The organism is Lactobacillus psittaci DSM 15354, from assembly GCF_000425905.1.
In the GTDB taxonomy this organism is placed as follows: Bacteria; Bacillota; Bacilli; order Lactobacillales; family Lactobacillaceae; genus Lactobacillus; species Lactobacillus psittaci.
The window spans coordinates 19,207-45,027 of the sequence record NZ_AUEI01000010.1 but is presented as its reverse complement, the minus strand read 5'-3'; the positions used below and the strand labels follow the sequence as shown (position 1 = coordinate 45,027).

General features: G+C 34.2%; 28 protein-coding genes and 1 riboswitch. Of the genes, 9 read left to right on the top strand and 19 right to left on the bottom strand.

Annotated features, from left to right (window positions below):
• Positions 1-181: 181 nt before the first annotated feature.
• From H628_RS0103375 to H628_RS0103360, 4 genes are all read right to left on the bottom strand, one after another.
• On the bottom strand, positions 182-946 hold the full coding sequence (locus tag H628_RS0103375) for a YibE/F family protein (RefSeq protein WP_027825200.1): 765 nt from the start codon (positions 944-946) through the stop codon (positions 182-184).
• On the bottom strand, positions 946-2,043 hold the full coding sequence (locus H628_RS0103370; RefSeq protein ID WP_027825199.1) for a YibE/F family protein: 1,098 nt from the start codon (positions 2,041-2,043) through the stop codon (positions 946-948). Before H628_RS0103370 ends, H628_RS0103375 begins: the two co-directional genes overlap by 1 nt.
• An 86-nt stretch (positions 2,044-2,129) precedes the next feature.
• The gene (locus H628_RS0103365; RefSeq protein ID WP_027825198.1) at positions 2,130-2,864 is read right to left on the bottom strand and encodes a hypothetical protein; all 735 of its coding nucleotides are present in this window, start codon (positions 2,862-2,864) and stop codon (positions 2,130-2,132) included.
• Between the two features lie 14 nt (positions 2,865-2,878).
• A complete protein-coding gene (locus H628_RS0103360) occupies positions 2,879-3,964 on the bottom strand; it encodes a D-alanine--D-alanine ligase family protein (protein ID WP_027825197.1) in 1,086 nt (361 codons plus the stop codon).
• A gap of 162 nt (positions 3,965-4,126) precedes the next feature.
• Between H628_RS0103360 and H628_RS0103355 the strand changes: the two genes are divergently transcribed.
• On the top strand, positions 4,127-5,620 hold the full coding sequence (locus H628_RS0103355) for a CAP domain-containing protein (protein WP_027825196.1): 1,494 nt from the start codon (positions 4,127-4,129) through the stop codon (positions 5,618-5,620).
• Between the two features lie 39 nt (positions 5,621-5,659).
• Here the strand turns inward: H628_RS0103355 and H628_RS0103350 are convergent, their stop codons facing one another.
• From H628_RS0103350 to H628_RS0103325, 6 genes are all read right to left on the bottom strand, one after another.
• Positions 5,660-6,292: a DUF421 domain-containing protein gene (locus H628_RS0103350; RefSeq protein ID WP_027825195.1), complete on the bottom strand. Its 633-nt coding sequence runs from the start codon at positions 6,290-6,292 to the stop codon at positions 5,660-5,662.
• A 12-nt stretch (positions 6,293-6,304) separates the two neighbouring features.
• Positions 6,305-6,748 (bottom strand): DUF3290 domain-containing protein, encoded by a 444-nt coding sequence (locus H628_RS0103345; RefSeq protein ID WP_027825194.1) that lies wholly within the window; start codon positions 6,746-6,748, stop codon positions 6,305-6,307.
• Between the two features lie 83 nt (positions 6,749-6,831).
• Complete coding sequence (locus H628_RS0103340; RefSeq protein WP_027825193.1) at positions 6,832-7,665, bottom strand: hypothetical protein; 834 nt, start codon at positions 7,663-7,665, stop codon at positions 6,832-6,834.
• 10 nt (positions 7,666-7,675) lie between these two features.
• Positions 7,676-8,362 carry a TetR/AcrR family transcriptional regulator gene (locus tag H628_RS0103335; RefSeq protein WP_027825192.1) on the bottom strand — a complete coding sequence of 229 codons (687 nt, stop codon included), beginning with the start codon at positions 8,360-8,362 and terminating at the stop codon, positions 7,676-7,678.
• 133 nt (positions 8,363-8,495) lie between these two features.
• Positions 8,496-9,482, bottom strand: coding sequence for a ribose-phosphate diphosphokinase (locus H628_RS0103330; RefSeq protein WP_027825191.1), 987 nt, complete (start codon positions 9,480-9,482; stop codon positions 8,496-8,498).
• An 80-nt stretch (positions 9,483-9,562) separates the two neighbouring features.
• Positions 9,563-9,880, bottom strand: a complete 318-nt coding sequence (locus tag H628_RS0103325; RefSeq protein WP_027825190.1) for a hypothetical protein — start codon at positions 9,878-9,880, stop codon at positions 9,563-9,565.
• 638 nt (positions 9,881-10,518) lie between these two features.
• On the opposite strand from H628_RS0103325, the gene H628_RS0103320 reads away from it, so the two are divergent.
• A complete protein-coding gene (locus H628_RS0103320; RefSeq protein ID WP_027825189.1) occupies positions 10,519-10,893 on the top strand; it encodes a DUF1304 domain-containing protein in 375 nt (124 codons plus the stop codon).
• Positions 10,894-10,931: 38 nt separating this feature from the next.
• Here H628_RS0103320 and H628_RS0103315 read toward each other — a convergent pair whose 3' ends face one another.
• Complete coding sequence (locus tag H628_RS0103315) at positions 10,932-11,588, bottom strand: alpha/beta fold hydrolase (RefSeq protein WP_027825188.1); 657 nt, start codon at positions 11,586-11,588, stop codon at positions 10,932-10,934.
• On the bottom strand, positions 11,572-12,411 hold the full coding sequence (locus tag H628_RS0103310; RefSeq protein WP_027825187.1) for a glycosyltransferase family 2 protein: 840 nt from the start codon (positions 12,409-12,411) through the stop codon (positions 11,572-11,574). Before H628_RS0103310 ends, H628_RS0103315 begins: the two co-directional genes overlap by 17 nt.
• 160 nt (positions 12,412-12,571) lie before the next feature.
• Between H628_RS0103310 and H628_RS0103305 the strand changes: the two genes are divergently transcribed.
• Positions 12,572-13,531: a DUF1002 domain-containing protein gene (locus H628_RS0103305; protein WP_027825186.1), complete on the top strand. Its 960-nt coding sequence runs from the start codon at positions 12,572-12,574 to the stop codon at positions 13,529-13,531.
• A 39-nt stretch (positions 13,532-13,570) separates the two neighbouring features.
• On the opposite strand, the gene H628_RS0103300 is transcribed toward H628_RS0103305, so the two are convergent.
• Both H628_RS0103300 and H628_RS0103295 read right to left on the bottom strand, forming a co-directional pair.
• On the bottom strand, positions 13,571-14,335 hold the full coding sequence (locus H628_RS0103300) for a TerC family protein (protein WP_027825185.1): 765 nt from the start codon (positions 14,333-14,335) through the stop codon (positions 13,571-13,573).
• Positions 14,336-14,351: 16 nt separating this feature from the next.
• Positions 14,352-15,116 (bottom strand): ribonuclease H family protein, encoded by a 765-nt coding sequence (locus H628_RS0103295; protein ID WP_027825184.1) that lies wholly within the window; start codon positions 15,114-15,116, stop codon positions 14,352-14,354.
• A gap of 79 nt (positions 15,117-15,195) precedes the next feature.
• Between H628_RS0103295 and H628_RS0103290 the strand changes: the two genes are divergently transcribed.
• Both H628_RS0103290 and cls read left to right on the top strand, forming a co-directional pair.
• Positions 15,196-16,113 carry an alpha/beta hydrolase gene (locus H628_RS0103290; protein WP_027825183.1) on the top strand — a complete coding sequence of 306 codons (918 nt, stop codon included), beginning with the start codon at positions 15,196-15,198 and terminating at the stop codon, positions 16,111-16,113.
• A gap of 37 nt (positions 16,114-16,150) precedes the next feature.
• The gene (gene cls / locus H628_RS0103285) at positions 16,151-17,608 is read left to right on the top strand and encodes a cardiolipin synthase (protein ID WP_027825182.1); all 1,458 of its coding nucleotides are present in this window, start codon (positions 16,151-16,153) and stop codon (positions 17,606-17,608) included.
• 40 nt (positions 17,609-17,648) lie between these two features.
• Here cls and H628_RS0103280 read toward each other — a convergent pair whose 3' ends face one another.
• The gene (locus H628_RS0103280) at positions 17,649-18,113 is read right to left on the bottom strand and encodes a hypothetical protein (protein ID WP_034538199.1); all 465 of its coding nucleotides are present in this window, start codon (positions 18,111-18,113) and stop codon (positions 17,649-17,651) included.
• 86 nt (positions 18,114-18,199) lie between these two features.
• Between H628_RS0103280 and H628_RS0103275 the strand changes: the two genes are divergently transcribed.
• Positions 18,200-18,898, top strand: a complete 699-nt coding sequence (locus tag H628_RS0103275) for an NAD-dependent protein deacylase (RefSeq protein WP_027825180.1) — start codon at positions 18,200-18,202, stop codon at positions 18,896-18,898.
• On the opposite strand, the gene H628_RS0103270 is transcribed toward H628_RS0103275, so the two are convergent.
• Positions 18,872-19,228: a DUF488 domain-containing protein gene (locus H628_RS0103270; protein ID WP_027825179.1), complete on the bottom strand. Its 357-nt coding sequence runs from the start codon at positions 19,226-19,228 to the stop codon at positions 18,872-18,874. The genes H628_RS0103275 and H628_RS0103270 overlap by 27 nt on opposite strands.
• 39 nt (positions 19,229-19,267) lie before the next feature.
• On the opposite strand from H628_RS0103270, the gene H628_RS0103265 reads away from it, so the two are divergent.
• The 3 genes from H628_RS0103265 to H628_RS0103255 all read left to right on the top strand — a co-directional run bounded on the left by H628_RS0103265 (position 19,268) and on the right by H628_RS0103255 (position 22,566).
• Entirely contained in the window at positions 19,268-19,891 is a 624-nt protein-coding gene (locus H628_RS0103265) for a DNA-3-methyladenine glycosylase (RefSeq protein WP_027825178.1), read from the top strand.
• Positions 19,892-19,931: 40 nt separating this feature from the next.
• A riboswitch (Lysine riboswitch) is annotated at positions 19,932-20,104 on the top strand.
• Positions 20,105-20,215: 111 nt separating this feature from the next.
• Positions 20,216-21,820 (top strand): ABC transporter substrate-binding protein/permease, encoded by a 1,605-nt coding sequence (locus tag H628_RS0103260; protein ID WP_027825177.1) that lies wholly within the window; start codon positions 20,216-20,218, stop codon positions 21,818-21,820.
• Positions 21,820-22,566 carry an amino acid ABC transporter ATP-binding protein gene (locus H628_RS0103255; protein WP_027825176.1) on the top strand — a complete coding sequence of 249 codons (747 nt, stop codon included), beginning with the start codon at positions 21,820-21,822 and terminating at the stop codon, positions 22,564-22,566. Before H628_RS0103260 ends, H628_RS0103255 begins: the two co-directional genes overlap by 1 nt.
• Positions 22,567-22,617: 51 nt before the next feature.
• Here the strand turns inward: H628_RS0103255 and H628_RS0103250 are convergent, their stop codons facing one another.
• From H628_RS0103250 to H628_RS0103240, 3 genes are all read right to left on the bottom strand, one after another.
• The gene (locus H628_RS0103250) at positions 22,618-23,463 is read right to left on the bottom strand and encodes a helix-turn-helix domain-containing protein (RefSeq protein ID WP_034538196.1); all 846 of its coding nucleotides are present in this window, start codon (positions 23,461-23,463) and stop codon (positions 22,618-22,620) included.
• Between the two features lie 86 nt (positions 23,464-23,549).
• Complete coding sequence (locus tag H628_RS0103245; RefSeq protein ID WP_027825174.1) at positions 23,550-24,776, bottom strand: MFS transporter; 1,227 nt, start codon at positions 24,774-24,776, stop codon at positions 23,550-23,552.
• A 76-nt stretch (positions 24,777-24,852) separates the two neighbouring features.
• Positions 24,853-25,692: a helix-turn-helix domain-containing protein gene (locus H628_RS0103240; RefSeq protein ID WP_027825173.1), complete on the bottom strand. Its 840-nt coding sequence runs from the start codon at positions 25,690-25,692 to the stop codon at positions 24,853-24,855.
• Between the last annotated feature and the right edge of the window lie 129 nt (positions 25,693-25,821).

Genomic DNA, 25,821 nt, shown 5'->3' with positions numbered 1-25,821 from the left:
CATATGGACAGATACATAACTGACTAGCAAATTATTATTTTCTCTTTTCAACTGCTTTACAGATGCAGCTAATGTAAAGTGGTCATGTTATAATCAAATAAATTAATGCGCAATAGGTATATATAACGAATAAATTGAATTAATAGTAGCTAGATAATCACTTAAAAAAGAGCGTTCAGCTTTACTGAACGCTCTTTTCTTTTTGTCCCATTTTTCGAGCTAATAACCAACTAGTCAACGGAATTGTTAAAACAACTCCAATAATTGCATATATCATTATTAACATTTCACTCACAAATAATTTTTCATTTAAAATTTGTCCAAGTGAATAGTTTAAACGTAAATACCAGATAAATAGTGGTAAAAAGCTGGCAAATAAGCTAAACAAGATAGTATTGACTGCCGTTGTTAAGACATCAACTCCAATTTTACTTGCACTATGCTCTAACTGCTTACTAGTAATCTTAGGATTATGCTTTTTTATTTCAATTAAGCCACTGCTCATAGCAACACTAGCTTCACTAATTGCACCCAAGGTACTGAAAATCGCAACTGCAACTGCAATTACTGGATAAGAAATTCCTGCAAATTGTGATAGTCCCACCAACTCTTCGCCTGCTTCTTCGCCAAAGCCTGCAGCTTGGGCAAAGTATTCTAAAACTATAATTATAACTGCTAAAATTAATGACACCAGAAAGGCAGCATAAAATGATATTTTAGCTACTCTCACATCATGAGTCCCTAAAAAAATAATAGTTGCTAATTTTAATGGAATAAAAATCAATAATAAAATTTCAATGTTAATTCCCCAAGAAATCAGCAAAGCCACTAAGATTAATAAACAAGTGTTAAGCAAAATACTCAAAAAACTATTAAGTCCACTTTTCCCGCCAATTATTAGCATCAAGAAAAATAAAATTAACAATAAAGCCATTAAGGTCGACATTACTTAGCCTCCTTTGAATGGAGAAAAGTCAAACTAGCTACACTTGCAAAAACTGCCGTTAAGCAGATTCCAATCGCACTCATTAAGCTTTGAATCATCCCCAAGGATAAAGTAAACTCAAAGGTAAAACGCAAGGTATTATTATCGCGCAAATACAAAATAGTCATTGGCAATGCTTCCGCCATAAAAATCAAAACCAAAACATTAATCAAGGGTCCCATAATTTCTTGTCCCATACTACGACCACTTAATAGCAGTTCTTGGGCTTTTAGCGTTGGCTTTCTTTGGCAAAGTTCATACAAACTAGAAACAATATCTGTTGCCTCATCCATTACTGCCCCAAGTACTCCAAGTAAAGCCTGCGCTAAAAATAACGAGCGTGGATTCTGGGTCGCATATTCAACAGTTTCATATTTCATGCCATTTTCACCAGTTAATATCATTACTGCATAACAAATGCCAAAGGAAACAAATACTCCAAGTAAAGTCACCAAAAAAGTAATGAGCATTTTTCGATTGAAGCCTTGTCCTAAAAGAAGTGAACAAAAAGCAAAAATAATTACTGCTGCTCCATAGATAGTAAAAATTTCGGTGCCATTTTCCTTAACATCAAAGAAAATAACCAGGTAAAAAATAATCCAGTTCAAAAGTAATGAAACTGCCAGCCAGATTGTCCTTTTTCCACAAACCAAAATTAATAATGCACTCGCAATACTCAAACCTAAAAAGATAACCCAATCACGCTTAGGACTTTCAAGTTTGATAGTACCATGATTGAAACTGACTAAAACTCGCTGCCCTGAACGATATTTCTGTGTTTGAATTTGACTAGCAACATAGTGATTTTTTATTTGGTATATTTTTCCCCGCTCTTTACCAGATAAAATTTTTATTTTTAACGTTTGTACCCGTTTAACATCGCTATTCTTATATTCATCTGTTACTTTGTCTGTTACCTTATCTGCCAAATCATGATTAATAATAACGCCAGTATTGCAATAACTGCTTGGAGTAAAATAAATGACTACGGTTAAAATTAGCCCTAATAAAAAGACTATTCCCGCCGTTACTTTCTTCGCATCAATTTCTGTTTTCATCCTCACTAAACCTTTCTGCCATTTATTTTACTCATCAAAAAAAGATGACTCTCACCAAAGTCATCTTTTTATTGATTTCTTATAGATTAAGAAAGGAAACGATCCCACCAGTGCTTTTTACGTGGCAGTTGCATATCTGCTAGTGTCCGGTGCACATTGGCTTTTGCGCGTTTGGCTGCATTTTCATGAGCTCGACGTAAAATCTCACCGCGAACTTCATCTTCGCTTTTTTGCATATCTTCGGCAACTTCGCTCCGTTTTTGTTCTGGAGTTTTTTCTTGAGGTTCAGCTGCCAAATCAGCATCAACAATCCCAGAAATATCAGGCATCCCTGCGAATTTATCTTCAGGTGCTGGAATTTGCTTTTGTGCATCAAGCAAGGCTTCATTTTGCTTTTGCACAGCTGCTACTTGTGCTTGCAAGTCAGCAATAGCCTTGTTTTGACTAGCGATTGTTTGTTGTAAAGCAGTTAATAACTTCACCACTTGCTTAGAATCAAGCAAGGCATTAGCTTGTTGCTCTAATTTTTGATCAGCCTTTTTTTGATCCTCAGCCTGTTTATCACTAATTGCAAAAACTTGTCTAGCAGCTTCACTCAAAGTTAAGTCACTGGTCTTAGCTAACTTGTGAAAAGCCTTTAAATCCTCAATGTTCTGCTGGGTGTACAAGCGGGCTCTTTGCGCAGTTCTTTGGTAGTAATCATCCCTACCAGTTGTCTTTTCAACCAGTAATGAATATTTACGCAAAGTTGCAACGCTAATTTTTAATTCTTCTGCAGCAGTACTTGGATTGACCAACGCTGTTTCATTCTTACTACTCATACCCGCTCTCCCTTTTATTCAGGCTTGTGCAACAAAGTGCTCTTGTGATTGTGACGTTCAATTGCCAAATCAATTAAACGGGTAATTAAATCTGGATACTTAATGCCAGCTTCTTCAAATAACTTAGGGTACATACTAATGTTAGTGAAACCAGGTAAAGCGTTTAATTCATTGAAAATAACCTTGTGGTCACTAGCTCTAAGCATTGAGTCAATTCTAGCCATACCACTACATTCAGTTGCACGATAAATCTTTTCAGCATTTGAACGAACTGTTTCTACAATTTCATCAGGTAATTCAGCTGGAATTTGTAAAGTAGTAGTTGAATTATCTTCATACTTGTTTTTGTAGCTGTAAAATGAACCAGATGCGTTGATAATTTGACCAACACCTGAAACTAAAATATCATCATTACCCAAAACAGCAGTTTCAACTTCAGTTCCGTGAATTGCTTCTTCAACTAATACCTTGTCATCATACTTAAAGGCTTCTTCAAGTGCAGGTAAGTATTCACTTGCCTTAGTTACATGACTAATACCAACACTTGATCCTTGGTTAGATGGCTTAACAAAAAGATCACTACCCAGCTTTTCACTAGCATAATCATAGCTTAACTTTTCATTATTTTTATCGTTAAATTCGTAACGCTTGATTGAAATCCAATCAGCAACAGGTACGCCAGCTCTTTGGGCCAAAATCTTGGTCATTTCCTTATCCATAGTAACAGCTGCTGCTAAAACATCATCACCGACAAATGGCTTATCAAGCAATCTAAATAGCCCTTGTAAAACACCATCTTCCCCTAAGTTACCATGGACAATTGGGAAGAAGACATCAATTTCAGGTAAATTAGCTAATTGTTCAAAGTTAGAAACATTAGCCATTTTATGAGGATTCTTAATTGTATAACTAGGATTATCCCAAACCTTCTTTGAATCTTCTAAGCTTGCAAAATAGTTTTCTTTGGTTAACCAAATTGGATATACATCGAACTTATCTTTATCAATTGCATTATAAATATTGTGGCCAGAAACAATGGAGACCTCATATTCTGAGGAGTTACCACCAAAAATTAAGCCAACTCTTGTTTTGTTAGTCATACTTTTTCTCCTTATCTTGTTCAATTTTTAATTATACGCATTTAAAGCGAACATTGCGCACTTTCAGCGAAAAAAAGCAAAATTTTTTCAAAATTTTATAAATGTTACATTTATGTTACAAAAGAATCTGGTATTATATGTGTAACGAAAGGATGGATTTAAATGAAAATCAAACATGCTTTAATTGGTCTATCAGCAAGTGTACTATTAATGGCACCTGCAACAAGTTTGGTTGAAAATACTGCCCCAACTGTACAAGCTGCGACTTTTTCTCAAAGTGAAATTAGCTTAATTAAGAATTTGCAAGCTCGTTACGCCGCATTGGACAAAACCAGTTATTCTAGAAGCAATTTATATCAAATTACTCCTAATTTAGGTACTCCATTTTCAGCTGGGAGTTTGAATTCTAACTATATCTCCAGTCAATTAGCCTGGATTAATTACTATCGAGCTTTATTTGACTTATCCCCAATTTCAGCTTCCGCAACTGAAAACCAAAATGCACAAGTTGCTGCTGCTGTTATGGCGTCAATTAATGCTAATCCTTTCCATGATCAACATGGTTTACCAAATGAAAGTCGCCCTTCCAATATTAGTTCTAGCGACTGGGATACTGCCGTGGAATTAACTAACAATTCCAACTTAAATTTCAATGTTTCCAATGAATCCGCTGGTGACGTTATAACCGACTTATTAACTGATAGTTATAACTTAACCGGTGGTGACACTGGACACCGTGCTTGGCTCCTGTCCCCTTGGCTTTCAACTACTGGAATTGGTGCAGCTTATGGATCTAACGGCTATCGCTATTCAGTTCAACGAGTTATTAACATTTCTGATGCCTTAAGAATACCAACTAAAACTACATTAACCTATCCTAGTGACGGCGTTTTCCCAATTGAACTTTTACAAGGTCCCAACATTTATTGGTCACTTTACTTAGCCTATGATCAAATTAAGGGAACGCCAACAATTACTATTACAGACTTAGATACTGGTCAAAAATCAACTGCTACTAATGTATCTAACTATAACTCAAAATACTATGGTAACTTCTCAACAATTATTACCTATAAACCTGGTAATATTAACTTAGTTTCTGGGCACCAATATCAAGTAAATATTAATGGTGTAACCACTTATAATTTCAAGCTCTTTAACCAAGTAGCAGCTAATCAACCAAGTTTAAATACCAATAAGACAACTACTGATATCGATAAAATTAAGAGTGAAAATCTAACACCAGAAGAAAGTGATGTTAAGATTAAATCAGCTTTACTCATTAAGGCCGAAGCTTTACGTGATAGCTTAATGAAACACCGTATAATCAATAACAGTGTTTTTGGTAGATCTTACCAAGATGGAAAGTCTTTCCATAATTTAGGTAAAAATCAGTGGTATCATGACTTTTATTTGACGGGGAATCCTTCTTTAACTGCAGGTATTTTAAACGCAGATAATAAATTAATTGATACTAATATTTATACCAGTCCATACGCATCATTACGTACCAAAACTAATGCCCATTTAACTAGCCATACTAGTTACGCATATGGCCAAAAAATTCAAATTGGACAAGTAAACTGGTACTATCTTGGTCCTAAGATGTGGGTTCAAAAATTGCCAACTGATTTAAAATTAAGTAAACAAAAATAAGTAAACAAAAAACTAAGCCAAATTTATGGCTTAGTTTTTTTATTGAGGATATCCTACTACTACTAGTCGCCCTCGAACATATTCAGCAAGGTATACATCTAAAGAACTAGTAAACCCTTTTTCAGCTAATTCTTTATTTAACCACTCTTCATCTTTATGGATTAAATCTAAGACATCATAGTTGATTTGACCATCATTAATTAATGGGAATTTGACATTACTTTCATTATTTTCAATTACAACAAATTGGCCATTAGCATCAACGAAAGCACTCTTAACTTGGCTAGTATCGTTAATGCCATTACTACGCAAATGCATCATAATTTCATTAGCAGTGATACCATTTTTAACACAAGTTTTTACTTGAATTTGACCATTGCGAATTATATTAATGGGTTGACCATCAATCAATATTCTAGCCAGGCGCCAGCGGGCTTTTAAGACATAAATAATAAAGACAATTAAGGTCCAAATCAACAAAATAATTGCAAACTGCATAATCGTAATTGCTTCATTATAGATAATCCCGCCTATAATACCACCTAGAACGAAATTTTGAATTTGATCAATTGGTGATGAAGGAGCTAAATTCTTCTTACCAAACAAATTAATTTGTAAGATTAATGCCAGCATCCCGATAATAAACTTCAAAGTAATTGCTGTATAGTCCATTTTGCCTCCTCCTTAATTATGATAGTTAATTTGATTTGATATTAGATGAGTTTCCTTTAAGCTATAACTGGCTGAATCTGATGCCAAAGTTACTCGGTAAAACTTATCTTTAACTTTGACAATTATTCCATCAGTTAATTGGGAAGAATTTACATAAACTTTTTCAATAGAAACATTATGATCACGAGCAAGTGATTTAATGAAAGGTGCCATTTGCGAAGTTTTATTACCTTGTTGTCTAGTCTGATTCAAGTTTTCAATTTGACGAAAAGCTTGAATTGAAATAAATAAACCAAAAATAATTGCTAAATCGCGATACTTAATATCGTAATTATGACGAAAGTAAAACACAACTGCTAAAATCAACAAAACAACTGAGACAATAATTGAAGTCATAATTACAGTTGAATTGAAACTTTCCTGATTTTTTATAAAATCAAGTGAATAAAAATCCATTTTTTCTTCTCCTATTTTTTCTACTTCAATTTAAAATAAAAAACCAGATAATCTTTTTGCAAGATTTTATCTAGTTTTTTATTTTATTTAGCTGAAGAAAGCTGCCATGGAATTGTACTAATAATAAAGATAATAGCACCTACCATTACATACTCTAAGAATACCGAACTCGCTAATTCGATTTCGTACCCTAAATCTAAAATTGTAATAGCTTCAACATTAAAAATCAATGGAATCATAGCAAGTAAAACAAAGAGAATCATCATCAGTGCACCTGTCCACATTCCACTAGCAGTTACCTCATGAATAATTGCTCTTTTAGAAAGTTTGTCATTCATTTCTAGCAAAATAGAGATAAAAGATAAAATCAAGACAATAATTAAGACGACATTAATAATCAAAAACATAGTGTCTAAATTAGCCTTTTGGGTAACATCAGACAAGTAGAAGGCAGTAATTACTGTATAAACCGCACTATCCCCTTGTTTTTTTAATCCATCACGAATATTTTGCGCTTCAGTTGTTGATTCATCATTAACTTCGCTTTTAATTGTTCGTAACAATTGCTTAGCTAAAGCAGTATTATCAGTTTTAAACCAGTGAAATCCCAAAGTATAATCGGTTAATTCATCTGCTAAAGCTGAAGTTTGACTACTGGTTAACAAGTTGGTATTACCATCTTTTTTACCATTGAGTAGTACCGCTAAACGATCAAATTTAGCATTAATCTGGCGGTCAATTACCGCTTGACCACTACTAGTTCGCGCGATGCCCTTCATAAATCCAGGATTCATTAAAGTTAAGGTTGTCATTACTAGCGTTACTACTAAAAAGATAATAGCTATTAATGACCTCTTATATGTTCTATTTTGAACTGCATCAAGTCGGCGCACTTCTGAACGTGTCGCTTGCACCATTTTTTAGCTCCTAACTATAAATTTCTTTTCCTTCATCAAACATGTGATCAATTGCATAATGAACACTAGTAATATCAGCTTTCATTATGGTTTGATGGCCTTCTTTGATAACTTTTTGGATATCTTTTTGGCTATAATCCAAGAAGACCCCCATCAATGTTGATGTCATATAATCGGCAATCTTTTCTGGATTTAAACGGTGCGTTTGACGACGAATGTATAAACGTCCCCCACCTGCAGCAATAAAAGAAATACCTGATTTTAATTTGGTAATTTCTTCATTAGAAAACTTCTCCATCAAGTTTCTTTCTTCAATCCATGAATTAAGCATCCCACTCCAAGTATCCAGACTTGTATTATCACTAAAAGCTTGGTAAATCACCTTTTCTAAGCCTTCATCCATGAGGCCTAGTGATCCAATAACATAGCAGAAGGTTTTAATTTGAACAAATAAGTTCACCTCATCATCAACCACATTTTTATATATTTCATCCCATAAAATGCTAAAGAGGTTATGCATAATATCTGTTGTTAATTTTCTCTTATGTGGATAGTATGATTGCAAAAGTGATTTAGAGATACCTGACTCTTCAGCTATCATTTGTAAGGAGACATTATCCATTCCATTCTGGCGGATTAATTTAAAAGTATTATCTAAAATTATTCTTCTCCGCTTCATATTTTTATGTCTGGCCATCTTAATCCTTCTTTCCTGATAATTCATACTATACAATTATAAGAAATTATACCAACTATAGCTGATTTTGTATAGTTTAAAGAAAAAACTGACCTACTTGAGGTCAGTTTTTATTAGTTATCAAATTACCCACTTACTTAATTCGGTTTTGTTCATCAAAAATTTGGTGGATTGAACGATCATTATAAACGTAATCAATTCCTCGTGCCAAAAGTTGATCAACTGATACTCGAACTAAACGATCAGGATACTTTTCATGCTTAATTGTATCAGTAACAACAATTTGTTCAATTGGTAACTTGTTTAAAACTGAAATTGCATCATGTGACAAGAGGGCATGACTTGCAGCTACATAAACCTTAGTAGCACCCGCTGCAAGAACAGAATTAGTTGAAGAAGCAATTCTAGTACCAGTATCGATTAAATCATCAACAATAATACATTTCTTACCCTTTACATCACCAATCATATCATGAACTGAATCGTCATAGCGAGCACCTCTTTGATCAACAATTGCAATTGGTGCATTGAAGAATGAACCAAAGCTTCTTGCTAATTTAGTACCAGAGTGGTCAGGTGAAACAATAACAACATCATCTTCATCGACACTAGCAATCCCATTATCTAAGTAATAATGTGCTAAAAGTGGCATTGCATGTAAGTGATCAACTGGAATATTGTAGAATCCTTGGATTTGTTCAGCATGTAAATCAAGGGTAATTAAGCGATCAATTCCAGTTAATTGTAACAAGTTAGCAACTAACTTAGCTGTAATTGGTTCACGTGAACGGGTCTTAGTATCAGAACGTGAATATGCAAGATATGGTACAACGCAGTTAATTCGGTGTGCTGAAGCACGATGGAGTGCATCACAAACAATTTCAAGTTCCATAAAGTTTTCATTCACCGGATCTTGAATTGATTGAATTACAAACACGTCACAACCACGAACTGTTTCACCAATATTAACTGCAATTTCACCATCACTAAAATGATGTACTGCAGTTTCAAGTAATGGTATATGTAAAATATTAGCAATCTTTTCATTTAAAGCTTGATTGCCGCCCAATCCAATTAACTTCATTGGATGCAACATTTGATGGAGTTCTTCTTTGTTCATTTTTTGCCCCTTTTTGGAAATAACTAGATACATCTATTATAGCCAAAAAAAGGCTTTGGATAAACCAAAGCCAATAAAATTTATTTCTGATTTTTAATTTGAGCACTTACTTTAACCCTTTTTTTAAAGTAGCCTAAGAAAATTAATGCAAAAACTAAAGCAGCTGGAACTGTTAAAAATGTATAGTACATTTCATGCCAACCAAATCTCACACTTAAATAGATAAAACTAGCTAAGCAGATAACTGCCAATAATGAAAAACCATAGCCATGCTTACGATAATAGCGTTGCTTTCTTGCGCGGGAAACATGCTTCACTTCTGTTTGCATAATCTTATATTGAGTAAAAGCTACTAATAAAATTGCTAAAAAGTAGATGATTAAGCCACTGAAATTCATCAAATTTCCCTTCTTTCTAAATTAAATATATTGTCTAATACACTACCACAAGATACAGATTTAATGCAAGCAAAAAGCAGTTAAGTTATTAAACCTAACTACTTCTTACAAAGATAAAGTCTATCAGCGTCTCAAGGTTTTTAGTTGATTTGATATTTTCTAAATTGGAAGACTGATTAGTAATAACAAATCTTAACCATGAGACAATATATGGGGTAGCTTGCGCTACCAAATGATTTATTGCGTTATACTTAATAGATTTTCATGTGGAAGCTGACAGAGAGAAAATCCAACTCTCTCCTACAAAAAGAAGGAATACCTCTACCAAGGCATCCCCTCTCTCGTATTAGATTTCTTATGCCATGTACAATCTAGTACACGACGAGGATTTCCCACGTGGGGATATGTATCACACTTCATACAAAGGTGATAGCCACCAAGGCGGATAAACGATTAATTTTACGAAGTTAACCTTGGAGAAACAACCCTTTGAATGCTACCTCAGCTTATATCTCCACGTAAGTTATTGTACCATTTTTTAATAATATTTGTACTAAAAAGGTTCATTTTTAGAGAAAAATTTTTCATACTGTTATACTATTTGTATTAACTAATTAAATCATAAATTTGGAGGAACTATGAGTACTTTTAGCACAATTTTATTACTAATTTTAGCTGTGGAACACTTAGTTATTGCCTTTATGGAAATTATGGGAACACCAGAAAAACAAGCTAAGGCTTTTGACTTAGCGCTTGCTTATGTTAAACAACCTGAAGCACGTATTTCAATGGCAAACCAGGGAATTTATAACGGCATGCTTGCAATCATCATTATTTTTGCACAAATTTTAATTACTCAACCTAATTTAATTTATATCAATATTTTACTTGCAAGCTTTATTACAGTTGTAGGATTTTTCGGTGGTTTAACTGCAACCAAAAAAATCTTTTTGGTACAAATGACCCCTGGTTTACTTGCTGTTATTGTTAGTACTTTAGCTCTATATTTCTAAATTAAATAAAAGGCAGGAGATTATCTCCTGCCTTTTATTTAATCGCAAAACTCTTTAATTAAATCTAACATCTTAAAACTATGAACCGTATAACTGTCATGATTTTGTCTTGGCATAATTACCAGTCTAGCATGTTGCATAATTTGTGAATACCAACGAACGTGTTCAACTTTGACCCAATCTTTTTCACCAACAACGCATAAAACAGGTGTAGTAATCTTTTTTAATTGTTCAGGGTTAACAATTGTCTCAGTCAATTCCACTTGAGCATCAGGGTCACGATTAACAAATCGCTTTACCCCTTCAAAAGCATAATGATATTTTTTAATCCCTGAACCATGAACAAAAACTCCCGCCACAATAGCTTTTTTAATCATATTGGGATATTGACTAGCCAACATCAAGGTTACAACTCCACCAGCATCAAAACCATAAACATAAGGTTGCTTAAGATTTAATTTACGAATAAATGCCGCTAAATCGGATACCTCTTCTTGGTAGTGATCAGCTGCGCGCCCACTACTTAGGCCATGTCCTCGCATGTCTAAGACATAAACAGTATAGTAAAGTGATAGCGGGGACAAAATTTTATCAAACATACTACCATCTAAGTGGTGCCCGTGAAGTAAAATTAATGGTTCGCCTTGTCCTAGTTTTTGGTAATACAAATCAACGTTATTAACTGTAACTTTCATTCTTAGATTCCTTTGATAAACCCTCTGTCTTCAAGAGATGACGACGATGTTTTCTTTGGGATTTTTCAAGCTCTTTTTCTTGCATAATACTCTTAACGATCTGGCTCCATACACGATAATTACCAACAACATTGTCTGAAGCTTTCTTTAGACTTGGCTTATGCACTAATGAATCGCTTCTTTGCCAATAATGATAATAAGGACGCTGAGTATAATAAAAGCCATCTGAAACTGAAATATACTTTACATTAAAAATCTGATCTTCTAACAAATTAATATCAGTATCAAAACGTAAGTTGTTTTTTTGGACAATTTCGGTCTTATACCCTTTATTCCATGAGTAACCCTTAACCGGGGAAGAAAAAACATTCGTCATCTTTAAATAAGTATTCCCCTTAGTTAAAAGACCACCTTCTGGCATCCCCATTGCGCGTGGCTGCTTATTAGGACGGTCAATATAGTACCCGCAAGCTACCATGTCAACTTCTGGATGCATTTTAAAAGCACGTAAGAAAAAGGCAGTATAGCCTGGTTCGACAAAGTCATCCCCATCATGAAAAGTAAAATAAGGCGTATCCACTTGCTCTATTGCAGTATTCCTTGCTGCACTTGGTCCCTGATTTTGGGTAGTAATCAAAGTAAAGTACTTAAAGCTATGCCGATATTGCTCTAATATCTTGTTACTTTCATCAGTGGAGCCATCATCAACAATTAGTAATTTAAAATTTCTTTCTTCCTGCTTAAGTAAGGCATCTAGAGCTCGTGGCAAGTATTCAGCTAAGTTATAAACCGGCATAATTACCGTTAATTTTGGTTGCTGCACACGAAAATCCTCCTTAGGTAAGATTATATCATCACATAAAAAAATTGCCTATTTTCTCTCCAAATTAGTTAAGGAAATGCAAAAACTATTAATCTTTCATTATCAAAATTCATCCACCAAATTTAAATCAGTTATAATATAAGGCAAAGGAGCGAAAATTATGAAAAAATTTTTTACATTATTAACTGCTGGGTTATTATCCCTTAGCATGGTCTCTTTTAGTAAAACATCAGTTGTCAAAGCTGATGACTCTACTCCTGTTGTTACCTTGGGATCATCTTTAACAAGTAGTCAAAGACAAGGAACAATAGATACTTTGACTAGTTCATTAAATGGAGCTAGTTACAAGACCATTACTGTTACTGGTAGTGATTTAGTTAAATATCTTAACCCATCTGGTTCTAACTTCACCAGTAATTCAGGTGTTTGGTCTAGTGCTATGATTCAAAAAACTAGTAGTGGTAGCGGAATTAACGTTAAAATTCTAGATTATAATGGCAACAACAACATCACCACTATTACCGCTAACCAATACAAAAACGCAGCTTTAACTGCCGGAATCACTGATGCCAATATTTACGTTACTAGTGCTACTGAAATTGATGGTTCTGGTGCCTTAGCTGGTATTTACGCAGCGTATGCTCAAACTGGTAATAGCTTGAATCAAAGCCAAGTTAATGCGGCACAAAACGAATTAAATACTTTGAGTGGTATTACCCAGGAAAACAAAAATAAAGATGGCTATAGCGATGCCCAACTAAATAACGCAGTAGCTGGCGCTAAAGCTGAGATGGCCAAGTATGGTTCAAATATTTCCAATAGTCAAATTACTAATATTGTTAATAATCAAATTCAAAAAAATAATTTAACCAATGTCATCACTAACAATCAAAAGAAGCAAATTATTAACTTGTTAATTCAAATTAAAAACTCAGGTGCTTTAAGCTCTAGTGGTTTCAAAGAACAAGCTCAAAAATTATCTAGCCAAATTCAAAATGGTGCCAAGAACATCTTTAATAAGTTAAATTCTCAAGAAACTAAAAACTGGATTCAACAAGTTATTGACGCAGTTGTTAACTTCTTCAAAGGCTTGTTTGGTGGCGAAATTATTTTAGGATAAAATTAAATAACTAAATAATGAAAAAAGCTCTGATTTTTATCAGAGCTTTTTTGATCCATGTTTTTGCTTACGCCAAAAATGAAAGACTACCGTTAAACCTAAAATACCAAAAACAATAATTGCAAAAATGGTATTCGGAACTTCAAACTTCAAAGGTGGTAAATCAAGTAATAATTTTAAGGCAATAATTCCAATCAAAACATAAGCCATTGGTTCTAATTCCGGAATAATAGCCATCAATCTAATAATAATTTCGGCTACTCCCCGCATACATAAAATTCCAATCATCCCACCAATTAAAACAACAACTGGATTTTCAGCAATTGCTAAAGCAGCTAAAACTGAATCAATTGAAAAGACAATATCCATTAATTCAATCGAAATAACTGTCCGCCAAAATAAAGAAAAAATATGCTTTTTACCATTAGCTTCAACATGATGAACCTTTTTATGTTGACTAGCTTCAGGATGCCTTTGATTATAGAAAAACTTCAAGCTCAAATAACAAAGATAAAGACCACCAGCTAGTTTAATTTCCCAAAAATTAATTAAATATGAACCAACACCAATAATTAAAAATCGGAAAAGATAAGCACCCCATAAACCATATAGCAATGATTTTTCTTTTTCTATTTTATTAGGTAAAACTTGTGTCTGTGCTGCCAAGACAACGGCATTATCTACTGATAAAAGACATTCCATGACAACTAAAGTTAAAATCACCAGCCAGTCCTTACTACTTGTAACAACATGGGCCCAATTATTTAACTCAAAAAACGGCTGATACATTTTAAAAATTAACATGTGATATTTTCACCCTTTACATTTGGTCCATGTATTTATTTAAGGCGTTATCAACGAAGTTATTGCCGTAATTATCCGCATGGCCCTTGGTCCATTCAAATTCTGCTTGAGTGAAATGTGGTAATAATTGATCTAATTCTTGCCATAACTCTTTATTCTTTAACTCGCCACCGCTACGCTTCCAGCCACGTTGTTTCCAGCTTTGAAGCCATTTTTTTGTAATTGCATTCAACACATATTGGGAATCAAGCACAAATAAGATTTTTTTATTTTCCAACTTCAATTCAAGTGCTCGTTTCATCGCCTGAATTAAAGCTGTTTGTTCCATCTTATTATTGGTTGCTCCAAATTCACCACCAGCTTCACTAATAGCATCTTCACCAACTTCAATTAAATAAGCCCAAGCAGCTTTATCCGTTGCTTGTACATGTTCTCCAGCTTTATTACCATGATTACGACAACCGCCATCAGTAAAAATCACTACATCATAGTTATCATAGTTTGATTTTGTCATCTTTACTTTTTTACCTTCCTTTTTATCATTTTTCATTACTCGGCTTTGAGCTTTAATCTTTTCTGCAGCAGCTGTTAAACTGTCAACAGTAGGCTTCATAATTGCCTTTTTTTCATCAGCAGATAAGTCTACATAATCACTAGCTTCACTTATCTTTTCAAAAGACTTATATTCTGCACCACTAAAGCCCTTAACTTGCTTTTCGCATTCTTCCCAAGTGCGGTAAACACCTGGCTTCCGTCCCTTTTTTACAGCGTAATACTTCATAGTGTACCCATTTCTTTTTCTAGACTAACCAATTAATGATAAAATACCATTATTACAACTATCTGCGAGGAGGGCAAAGTTGATTTTTAATTCAAAAAAATATTCTGAAGAAACTGAAAAAAATCGTATTGCTAGCTCTAGTGATCCCAGTACTTTCAACATGATTTCACTAGGCTTATTAGCCACATTTGCTCCCAGCAGATGGATTCTTCGCTTACGTAAGCTTAGCGTAGATAATTTTGCCACGATAAATCCAATTTTGCAAAAGCAGTGCCCTATTATTTATATCCATGGCTTTCGCGGAGGCGCTTATACTACTCAAGTAATGGTAGATGAAGTTTGCAAATTAAAACACGACTCTCACTATTTACGAGTAATAATGGACTTAAGTGGTAAAGTCACTTTCGAAGGAGAATGGACCAGCGATAAGCATCCCATTATTCAACTTGTTTTTCGCCAACGAATTATTGGCAAAAAAGGAATTAACTACTATCTTAGTCGCCTGCTACCCCTTTTAAAATCGCAGTTTCATTTTGATAATTATTATGCTGTTGCTCATTCACTGGGAGCCCCAGCAATCATTGATACACAAATGCGTTATGCTAAAAATGCTAAGTTTCCACAACTTAAAAAAGTTGCCCTCATCGCTGGTCCTTTTAATGGCGTTACTTACTTAGGTGATATCCCTAATGTTAATATTATGGGAGAAAAGGGTTATCCCCTAGCAATGAATTTGACTTACCTTCATTTCTTACATCAGCGCAAACGTTTTTCTTCTCATATTCAAGTTCTCAACATCTACGGTAACATCTTAGATGAAACTAATACGGATAAGTTTATTAGTGTTGTTTCAGCTAAAAGTATTCGCTACATTCTGGCTCCCCAACTTGATTACTATCAAGAAGTTGAAGTTCGAGGAGCAATGGCTGAACATAGCCAGATGCATGATGAACCCTTTGTTATTAACATTATCAATCATTTTTTAGGTTTAAAGTAAAAACAGTAAAGGAATAATAATCATAAGGAGATTTTCGGTGATTTGGTTTAGCTATATTCATTTAACTATCATTGTTATTAACACATTACTGGCAATTTATGTTGTATTCCGTAGAAAAAGAAGTGTCGCAAGCGCCTGGGCTTGGCTAATTATTCTGATTATTTTGCCAATTATAGGTTTTATTCTTTATGGCTTTTTTGGTCGAGGATTATCACAAGAAAATCTCTTTGCGATTAATAAGCAAAATCACATTGGCTTACGTAATGTTCAAAAAATGATTCCAGTCTCCCCCATTAAGGCGGGGAACTCCGATACCAGTGAGAAAGCTAAGGTAGCAATCGAATATTTTAATCAAAATAACGAAGCTCCTCTATCAAAAAATAATACAGTCAAAATTTATACAGATGGAATTGAAAAATTTCAAGATTTAATGCGCGATATTGAAGCCGCCAAAGAAACTATTAACATTGAATATTACAGCTTTTATAATGACAAAATCGGTAATGAAATGTTAGATCTTTTAATAAAAAAGGCCGAATCTGGTGTCAAAATCCACTTGCTTTATGATGCTTGGGGGTCATTAGGTGCCAGTAAAAGTTGGTTTAACAAGTTGCGCCGCGCCGGAGGACATGTTTTGCCCTTCATTACGTCTCGAAATATGATTCTGCGTTACCGCATTAATTATCACCTTCACCGTAAAATCGTTGTCATTGACGGACGTATTGCTTGGACCGGTGGCTTTAATGTAGGAGATCAATACTTAGGGAGAAAGAAAAAATTTGGTTATTGGCGTGATACTCATGTTCGAATTGTTGGTTCAAGTGCACTCCTACTTCAAGAACGTTTTGTCATGGATTGGAACGCTTCAATTACTAAACCTAGTGAAGTTATTACTTTTTCTAAAAAACTCTTCCCCAATCTGGATGAAAGTAGAATTACCGATGCTAATGTTGCAACTCAAATCGTTGCTGACGGACCAGACAGTGAATTACCATATATGAAAAATGGTATGATGCGACTTATGCTTTTGTCGCGCAAACGCCTTTGGATTCAAACACCTTATTTAATTCCTGATGAAGCTATGGTCGCAGTTTGGCAAATTATTGCCAATTCAGGTGTTGATTTTAGAATCATGATTCCATCTAAGCCAGATCATCCCTTTATTTATCGAGCAACTCAGTGGTACGCCAATCAACTTACGCGTCTAGGAATTAAAATTTATATCTATGATAGTGGCTTTTTACATGCTAAAACTATTATTTGTGATCATGATTTTGCATCAGTCGGCTCAATGAACCAAGACTTTAGGTCTTATAACTTAAATTTTGAAGACATGGCTATTTTTTACGACAAAAATGTTTGCCATGATTTAGCTCAAATTTTTGAAGAAGATATGGCTAATTGTCATTTACTAACTATTGAAGAAATTGAAAATCAACCTTTACATTTGCGCGCACTTCAAGCATTCTCTCGGTTATTTTCACCAATTTTATAAAACAAATGAAAAAGAGGTAGCATTAGCTACCCCTTTTTCATTAAAATGCATCAACTTCAATACCTACATCTTTGCGTACACATTTTTGTAGAGCCTGAATCACATCATCAATTGCTTTACTAAAGCGAATATAATAGGTTCTTCCTTTAGATTGGAAGGCTACGATAACTAACCCCTTGCCATTAGGCTTAGTTGTCCCCATAACTTTGATGTGGTCAATATCTGAAAACTTAACAGTCCGCTTCAAATAACCACTTACGACAATTCTAGTTTTAGAAAAGCCAGTATTACCATCCATAATACTCATCAATAAAAAGATGGCCAATAAGATTGGTAAGCCCGTAGTTGAGAAATTAATATAATTCCAAGCAAAGCAAACCCAAATAAAGATAATAGCCCAAATAATTGATGCTAAACGATAACGGCCATGTATTTCAATTGTGGCTTGCCAATACCAGCTGTAACCAATATAAGCAAGGAGTAACAACGCTAATAAATATATCATTGCAGTCACCTCTCGTTCTTTCTGATTCAATTATAACAAATATTGGGTATATAATTGAAATAGTAGTTTATAACGAGGTAAGAAAAATGACAAGCAAAATAGACTCTTTTATTTCTGATTTAAAAACTGCAAATAAAGTTACTTTTTTGACAGGTGCTGGAGTTTCAACTCACTCTGGCATTCCAGATTATCGCTCTAAAAATGGTATCTATCATGGCGTAAATATGTCACCTGAAATTATTTTGAGTCCAGATACGCTCTTACATCGTCCAGAACTTTTCCATCAATTTGTCATGAATAACATGTATTTTCCTGACGCTAAGCCCAATTTAATCCATCAAAAAATTGTCCAAATCTGTAATCAAAAAGGTGAACTAATTACCCAAAATATTGATTGTTTAGACACTAAAGCTGGCAATAAACATGTTACCGAGTTTCATGGCAATTTATATAATATCTATTGCACTAAGTGTCACCAAAAAGTAGCTTTTAATTCTTACCAAAAATCCTATAAGCATGAATGTGGTGGCATTATTCGTCCAGGGATTGTTTTGTATGGTGAAGGCATTGACTCGCAAGTTTTGGAACATTCACTGCAGGCAGTAAGTACTAGTGACTTAATTGTAATTGTTGGTACCAGTTTTGTGGTCTATCCATTTGCCGGTTTGCTTAATTATCGCCAGGCAAACAGTAAGGTATGGTGTTTAAATAAAACTAAAATTCAAACCGATATTGCCGAACAAATTACAACAGATGCATTAAAGGTCTTTCAAGAACTCTCTTAAAACTTGAGCTTGATTGTGCAATTCGTCGCGAGCTCCAAATAAGAAAAGAACATCCTGTTTGGTTAATTTTGTCTTAATTAGCTGCTTAAAAGCTGCTAAATCAGGATTTTGAGTAAGTTCTGCTTGATATTTAGCTTTAAATTCAGGAAATTTTTCCACTTCATGGTGATACCATTTACGTAATTCACTACTTGGTGCTATTGTCTTAGCCCATAAATCTAATTGAGCTTTTTCTTTACTCATTCCCCTTGGCCAAATCCGATCAACTAAAATGCGATAGCCATCAGGTTGATCTTTACTATATATTCTGACTAATTTAATTTCTGACATTTGTTTCATCTCCAATATTTTTATCATAGGCAGGTTTTTATGAATTATCAAACTTTCTTTCAAAATCGTCCCACAACTGAAATCGCCCAAGATCTTCTAGGTAGAATGTTAACATATCATGGAATTGGCGGATTAATCGTTGAAGCTGAAGCTTACTTAGGAAAAAAAGATTTCGCTGCCCATTCATATAACGGCCGAAGAAGTCCAGCTAATGAAGGACTTTACTGTGAAGGAGGCCACTTATACATTTACGCTCAAAGACAATATTTTTTCTTTGATATAGCTACTCAAGAAAAAGATGTCCCAGAAGGTATTTTAGTTAGAGCAATTGAGCCTAAAATCGGAATTGAAGCGATGATTAAAAATCGTTCAGGAAAAACTGGTCCTTTATTAACCAATGGTCCAGCAAAAATGATGCAAGCCTTAGGTGTTACGTCAAGAAAATGGGATTTAGCAAACTTAGCAGACTCTCCTTTTGAAATTGATCTCGCACACAAAATAATTCCCCGGGAAATTATCGCTGCCCCACGAATTGGAATTAAGCAGGCAGATTCTTACTGGGCTAAGGCTCCACTTCGCTTTTATGTCGCTGGAAATCCATATATTTCTGACATGAAAAAGAAAAATATCCAAGAAAATAACGGCTGGGTGTTGACAAAATAAATTCTTTAATATATTCTTAAGCACAGTTAAATAAATAATCCAATGCAATAGAGGTTGCGGCAAGTCACAAAAATTCTGGAGTTCACGTAGACTTTGAAGGAATCGTAAGGATTGTCGCCGAAATGGATAGATAGACGTGCTATCTATCTGTTGGGCTACAAGAGCATATCTTGTAGACTGTCCTGGTAGTCCCCAGGGAGCGCTATCTGATTTGGTAGATAATACTGATGATTAAACCCTATTGTTTTTAGTGAACAATAGGGATTTTTTTATTGCTCTTTATTGTATTGGCTTTAGTTGATTAATTTTTGGAGGTTTTATCAAGTGAAGTCAAAAAATACTTGGCTAGTAATTCTAGCATTTTTAATGGCATCAATTGGATTTTTTGGAAATAGCAATCAAGAAGTTCAAGCTGCCAAAAGCAATGGTGTTTTAAGAATTGGGATGGAAGCAAACTATCCCCCATACAACTGGACACAAACAAACAGTAGCAATGGCGCAATTCCAATTGAAGGTTCAAAGACCTATGCTAATGGTTACGATGTTCAAATCGCTAAGTTAATTGGTAAAAAGTTGGGTAAAAAAGTTGTCGCTGTAAAAACTGAATGGGATGGACTTTTACCTGCTTTAACAAGTGGCAAGATTGACTTAATCATCGCTGGTATGAGTCCAACAGCCGAAAGAAGAAAGGCTATTAACTTCTCTAACCCATACAGAAAGTCAACTTTTGTTGTTATTACTAAGAGTAACAGTAAATATGCTAATGCTAAGAGTTTAACTGATTTTGCTGGTGCAAAGTTAACCGCTCAACAAGGTACTTTACACTACGACTTAATTAAACAATTAAAGGGTGCTGTTCGTGAAAATGCCATGAAAGACTTCGCCGCAATGCGTCAAAGTTTAATTTCTGGCACGATTGATGGTTATGTAGCTGAAGATATTGAAGCTCAAAGTTTCAAGAGTGTTTACCCTAACTCAACTGCCATTAACATCAGCAAGATGCCTGGTTTCCACGTTTCAGCTAGCGATAGCGAAACTTCAATTGGGGTTAAGAAAGGTAATGACAAGCTTTTAGCTCAAGTAAATTCTGCTTTAGCAACTATTTCAAATTCTAAGCGTGACCAATTAATGGAAACCGCTGTTAAAGAACAACCTTCTACTGACAGTGACAAGAAAACCAACTGGTTTGTTTCAACTTGGAACACTTACGGTTCAATGATTCTTGCCGGTGTTGGTATGACACTTTTGCTTGCCTTAGTTGGTACTATTGCAGGTTTCTTTATCGGTTTAGTTGTCGGAGTTATCAGAACTATTCCTACTCCAACTTCTTTACTTAACCGCTGGTTATTAAAGGTTGTTAACTTCTTACTTTCTGTTTATGTTGAAGTCTTCCGTGGAACTCCTATGATGGTTCAAGCAGCTGTTATTTACTACGGAATCGCTCAATTCTGGCACCTTAACTTGAACAGAACTGTAGCAGCTTTAGTAATTGTTTCTATTAATACTGGTGCCTACCTTGCCGAAGTTATCCGTGGTGGTATCATGGCAACTCCTAAGGGTCAATTTGAAGCTGCTAGTGCATTAGGTATGACCCACAATCAAAGAATGTGGAATATCATTTTGCCACAAGCAATTAAGAACTGTTTACCATCAATCACTAATGAATTTATCGTAAATATTAAGGATACTTCAGTATTAAGTATTATTTCTGTTTCAGAATTGTTCTTTGTTGGTTCAACAATTGCCAGTCAAAGCTTCCAATTCTTCCAAACTTACTTGATGATTTCAGCAATTTACTTAGTACTTACCTTCTCAATTACCAGAATCTTTAACCTAATTGAAAAGAAACTACAAGGTCCTAAGAATTACAATCTAATGGCTAACCAAGTCCAAGTCGGTACACCTGAAGAACAAGGAGGAAACAACTAATGAGTGAAAATATCATCAGTGTTAATCACTTACAAAAAAGCTACGGTGATCACCAAGTATTGCGTGATATTACCTTTGATGTAAAAAAAGGTGAAATTGTTTCAATCATCGGTCCTTCTGGTGGTGGTAAGTCAACCATGCTTAGATGTATCAACTTGCTTGAAGAACCAACTGGTGGTGAAATTAACTTCAACGGTAGTGACATTACCAAGCCTGGCTTTAATCGTAACGATTACCGTTCTAAAGTCGGCATGGTTTTCCAACAATTTGACTTATTTGAAAATAAGAACGTTTTACAAAACTGTATGATTGGACAGGAATTAGTCTTAAAGCGTTCAAAAGAAGAAGCCAAAAAGATTGCTTTAGAAAACTTGAAGAAAGTTGGTATGGATCCATTTGTTGATGCTAAGCCTAAGCAATTATCTGGTGGACAACAACAAAGAGTGGCTATTGCCCGGGCAATATCTATGAATCCAGATGTTTTACTCTTTGACGAACCAACCAGTGCCCTTGACCCAGAAATGGTTGGAGAAGTTCTTGATGTTATGCAAAAACTAGCAACAACTGGTTTAACAATGATTATTGTTACTCACGAAATGGCCTTTGCTAAGCATGTTTCTGATAAGGTTATCTTTATGAGTGATGGTGTGATTACTGAACAAGGTAGTCCTGAAGATATTTTTGATCATCCTCAAGAAGAAAAGACGCAAAAGTTCTTACGTAACTTTAGAAAAGAAGACATTTAATAAAAGATAATATAGAAATAGCTATCCCTAATTGGCAGGGATAGCTATTTTTTATCCTTCAAGAAATTCTGACATATGCTGTGCGTAGGCTTCCATTCCTAGCCAGGCACAAATTTCGATTGCTTTTTGGCATTTTTTTAAATACTTTGTAGCATTCGAACTTTTATACAACGCTAAATTTTTATAGAAAATAACACTATTTTTATAAAAGACTAAATCGGGAGAACTTGGAATTGCATCAGCTATTGACACCAACTTATCTATTCCTTCATATTCTCCAATCTTAAGTTTTAAAAATAGATTATTACAAATAATTCCTAAAAGGATTCTCTTAAGCTCTTTAGAAAATGGTGGTTTGTATTCTTTTAAAATATCCTGAACAATTAAATTCACACTAAAACAATCGTACAAAGGCATTAAGTTACAAAAAAGCGTTAATTTTTCTTCATTCCAATTCGGAAGATTGAAAACTTTTTCTCTGAGTTGTTCCCGTAGTTTCCAATTTACTGGTTCAGTTGACTTTTTAACAGTTTCTATCCATCCACGAGCAATTAAGACTTGCTCTTTCTTGATTTTTTCGGGTAGCTGACTTTTTTGTATTAATTCAGGAATTTTTTCAAGCGTCTTTCTATCATCATTGTAGTGAGCATTTATCATCATTTCATGAAAAAGATTAAGCTGCTTGGCCAAATCTTGAGAATCAAACATTCCAAAAAAATCACTTAATCGGATATTGTTTCTTTTTAGCAGTTCAATCAAATCTTCAGCTGATACCCGATGAGAGCCTTTTTCAATCTTACAGTAGTAAGATGGGCTAACTACATCAGAAGCAAATTCTTTACGTGTTTTGCCTTGTTCGAGGCGAAATTTTTGTAACAACTCTCCAATTTTCATCATCATTCCCCCATTTTTAGGAGTAATGATAATTGGAATTTAGTATGTTTGCAAGTTATATGCACAAAAAGCAAAGCCAAGTGTTTCTATCATTTGCTTTTTAATCTAATAACTAAAAAGTAATAGATTGCACTTAAAAATAAAGCTAGACCATAGATGTATTGTGTGCTAAGTGAACCCCAGGTTTTAACAATCCAGCCACCAAATAATGAACCAATCGGAATCATAATTGATACAATACTATCGTTAATTGTTTGGACTCTTCCAAGAATTGCTGAAGAAAAACTTACTTGCACTAAAGCTTCAAAATTAGTATTCATCATTGTTATCCAAGCTGATGAAATTGCTGAAGATAAGAGCAAAATCCAAGCACTTAAGTTGACGGATAGAGGAACTATAAGTCGGAAAATTGCCGCGCCAAAAAAGCAGATGGCTACGAAAAGGCGCATTTCTTTTTTGCTAGCCTTAAATTTTTGAACTAAAAAGGCTCCTAATACTCCTCCAATAGATGATGCAAGTAATAATTCACCATATCCGATTACCGAATTATGAATGTAATCTTGTGCAAAATATGGTAAACCCACAGCGAAGATTCCATAAAAGAAATTGACGACTCCAAGTGGCAAAATTAATTCCAGTATATTTTTTTCTTTTTTTAATGTTTTCCAACCAATCAGAATGTCATTTAAATATGAACCAGAGAAATATTCATCTTCCTCGAGAACATCTTTAGCAGATACTGAGATATTTACATTGGCATAAAAGAGTAATGCCAAGGCGAAAACTAAGGCTGATAAAATCACCGTTGCATCAATAGAAAAGAGGGCAATTATTACAGTTACCCCAGCATCAAGAATCATATCTAGGGTAGTGAAAGTTACTTGAAACAAGCCATTAAACCGTAAAATTTCTCTTTCAGAAACCAGTAGTGGCAGTAATTTGTATTGGGCTGGGTAAATTATGGCGGATAAAATAGTTGATGCAATAAATAAAAGCATCAAAACAATTGTCATCAAAAGATTGTGGAATTGTGTTATTAAGGCTAAAAATACCACAATACTAATTGAGGCCTGCAAGATTGTAGAAATTTTAAGCAACTTTTTAATCGAAACGCGATCGATAATCGGGCCAAACCCAAAAGAAAGCATATCAATTCCTGAAGTAATTGCGAAGATAATGGAAACACTCATTGTCGAATGAGTTACTTGCTTAAAGTACCATAAAATTGCTAGATAAAATAAACTGTCGGCGATATTAGTAGCGACTCGACCAGCTAAAAGAGTATAAACACTGAGATTTTTCTTTAGTTTTAACATGATTAATTATCTTTCTCTAGTTTATGTTAATAATAAAGGAGATTACTAGAAAGTAAGCTCTTTTGTATCATATTTGTTACATATTTATTTTTGACCAACTTTTTACTACTTTTTCATATCCATATTTGTTCAATATATCTTGAATTTGATTAGCGGATTTATAATCACCTTCAATTAAATACTTGAAGTATATAGCAAAGAATCTATAAATCATAAAATGAAATACATTTTCTGTTAAATCTAAAATAGTCTTGATAGTTTTTTCAACCTTTATTTTTCCTTGAGCTGTAACATAAGTTTTTCTTTCATAGCAAAGCCCAAGATAGTTCTCTAACAAACGTAAATATCTTTCTATCATAATCTTTGATATACTTTTATTTTTTTGGATGTACGCTAACAATCTACCAATTAAAAAATCTAAATGTTCCTGAGACCATATCGGCATTGTATTAGCTAGCAATCTCAATGATTCTGGACGTGTAATCCACTTTTCTCCCTCATCAAATTGCTCATAAATCTCCTTAATTGTCTGTTGCTCAATTTGCTCTAGCTTATTATCAAGATAGGCTACAGATACTATACTCCTCAATTTTAGTCCAGGCAATACATGCACTTGTTTACAATATTCTTTTAATTGCCGCAAATCTTTCCGATCAAATGCAAACATCATTTTATTCTGTAAATATTCACTCATTTGGTTTTCTTTCGGCATGTAAGTTTCTTTTAACAACTTATAAAATGAAGAGATATCTATTTCATGTAAAAATAATATTTTAGCAAGACTTTCTGCACTGATACCTGTTTGATTACTTTCAACTTTTGCATAGAATGGGCGACTAACAATCCCTTCACACATTTGTTTTTGAGTAAGTCCTCTTTCCAATCTAACCTTTTTTAATGCGTCACCTATTGTCATTGCCTTTACCTCATAAATATTATTTTTCTTTAAAAGCTTAATTTATAAATATTGTACAAAAAAATGGTAAAACCAGCACTCAAACTGCTTTGCCCCTTAAAATGTCATATCCGCCATTTTTTCTTCCCC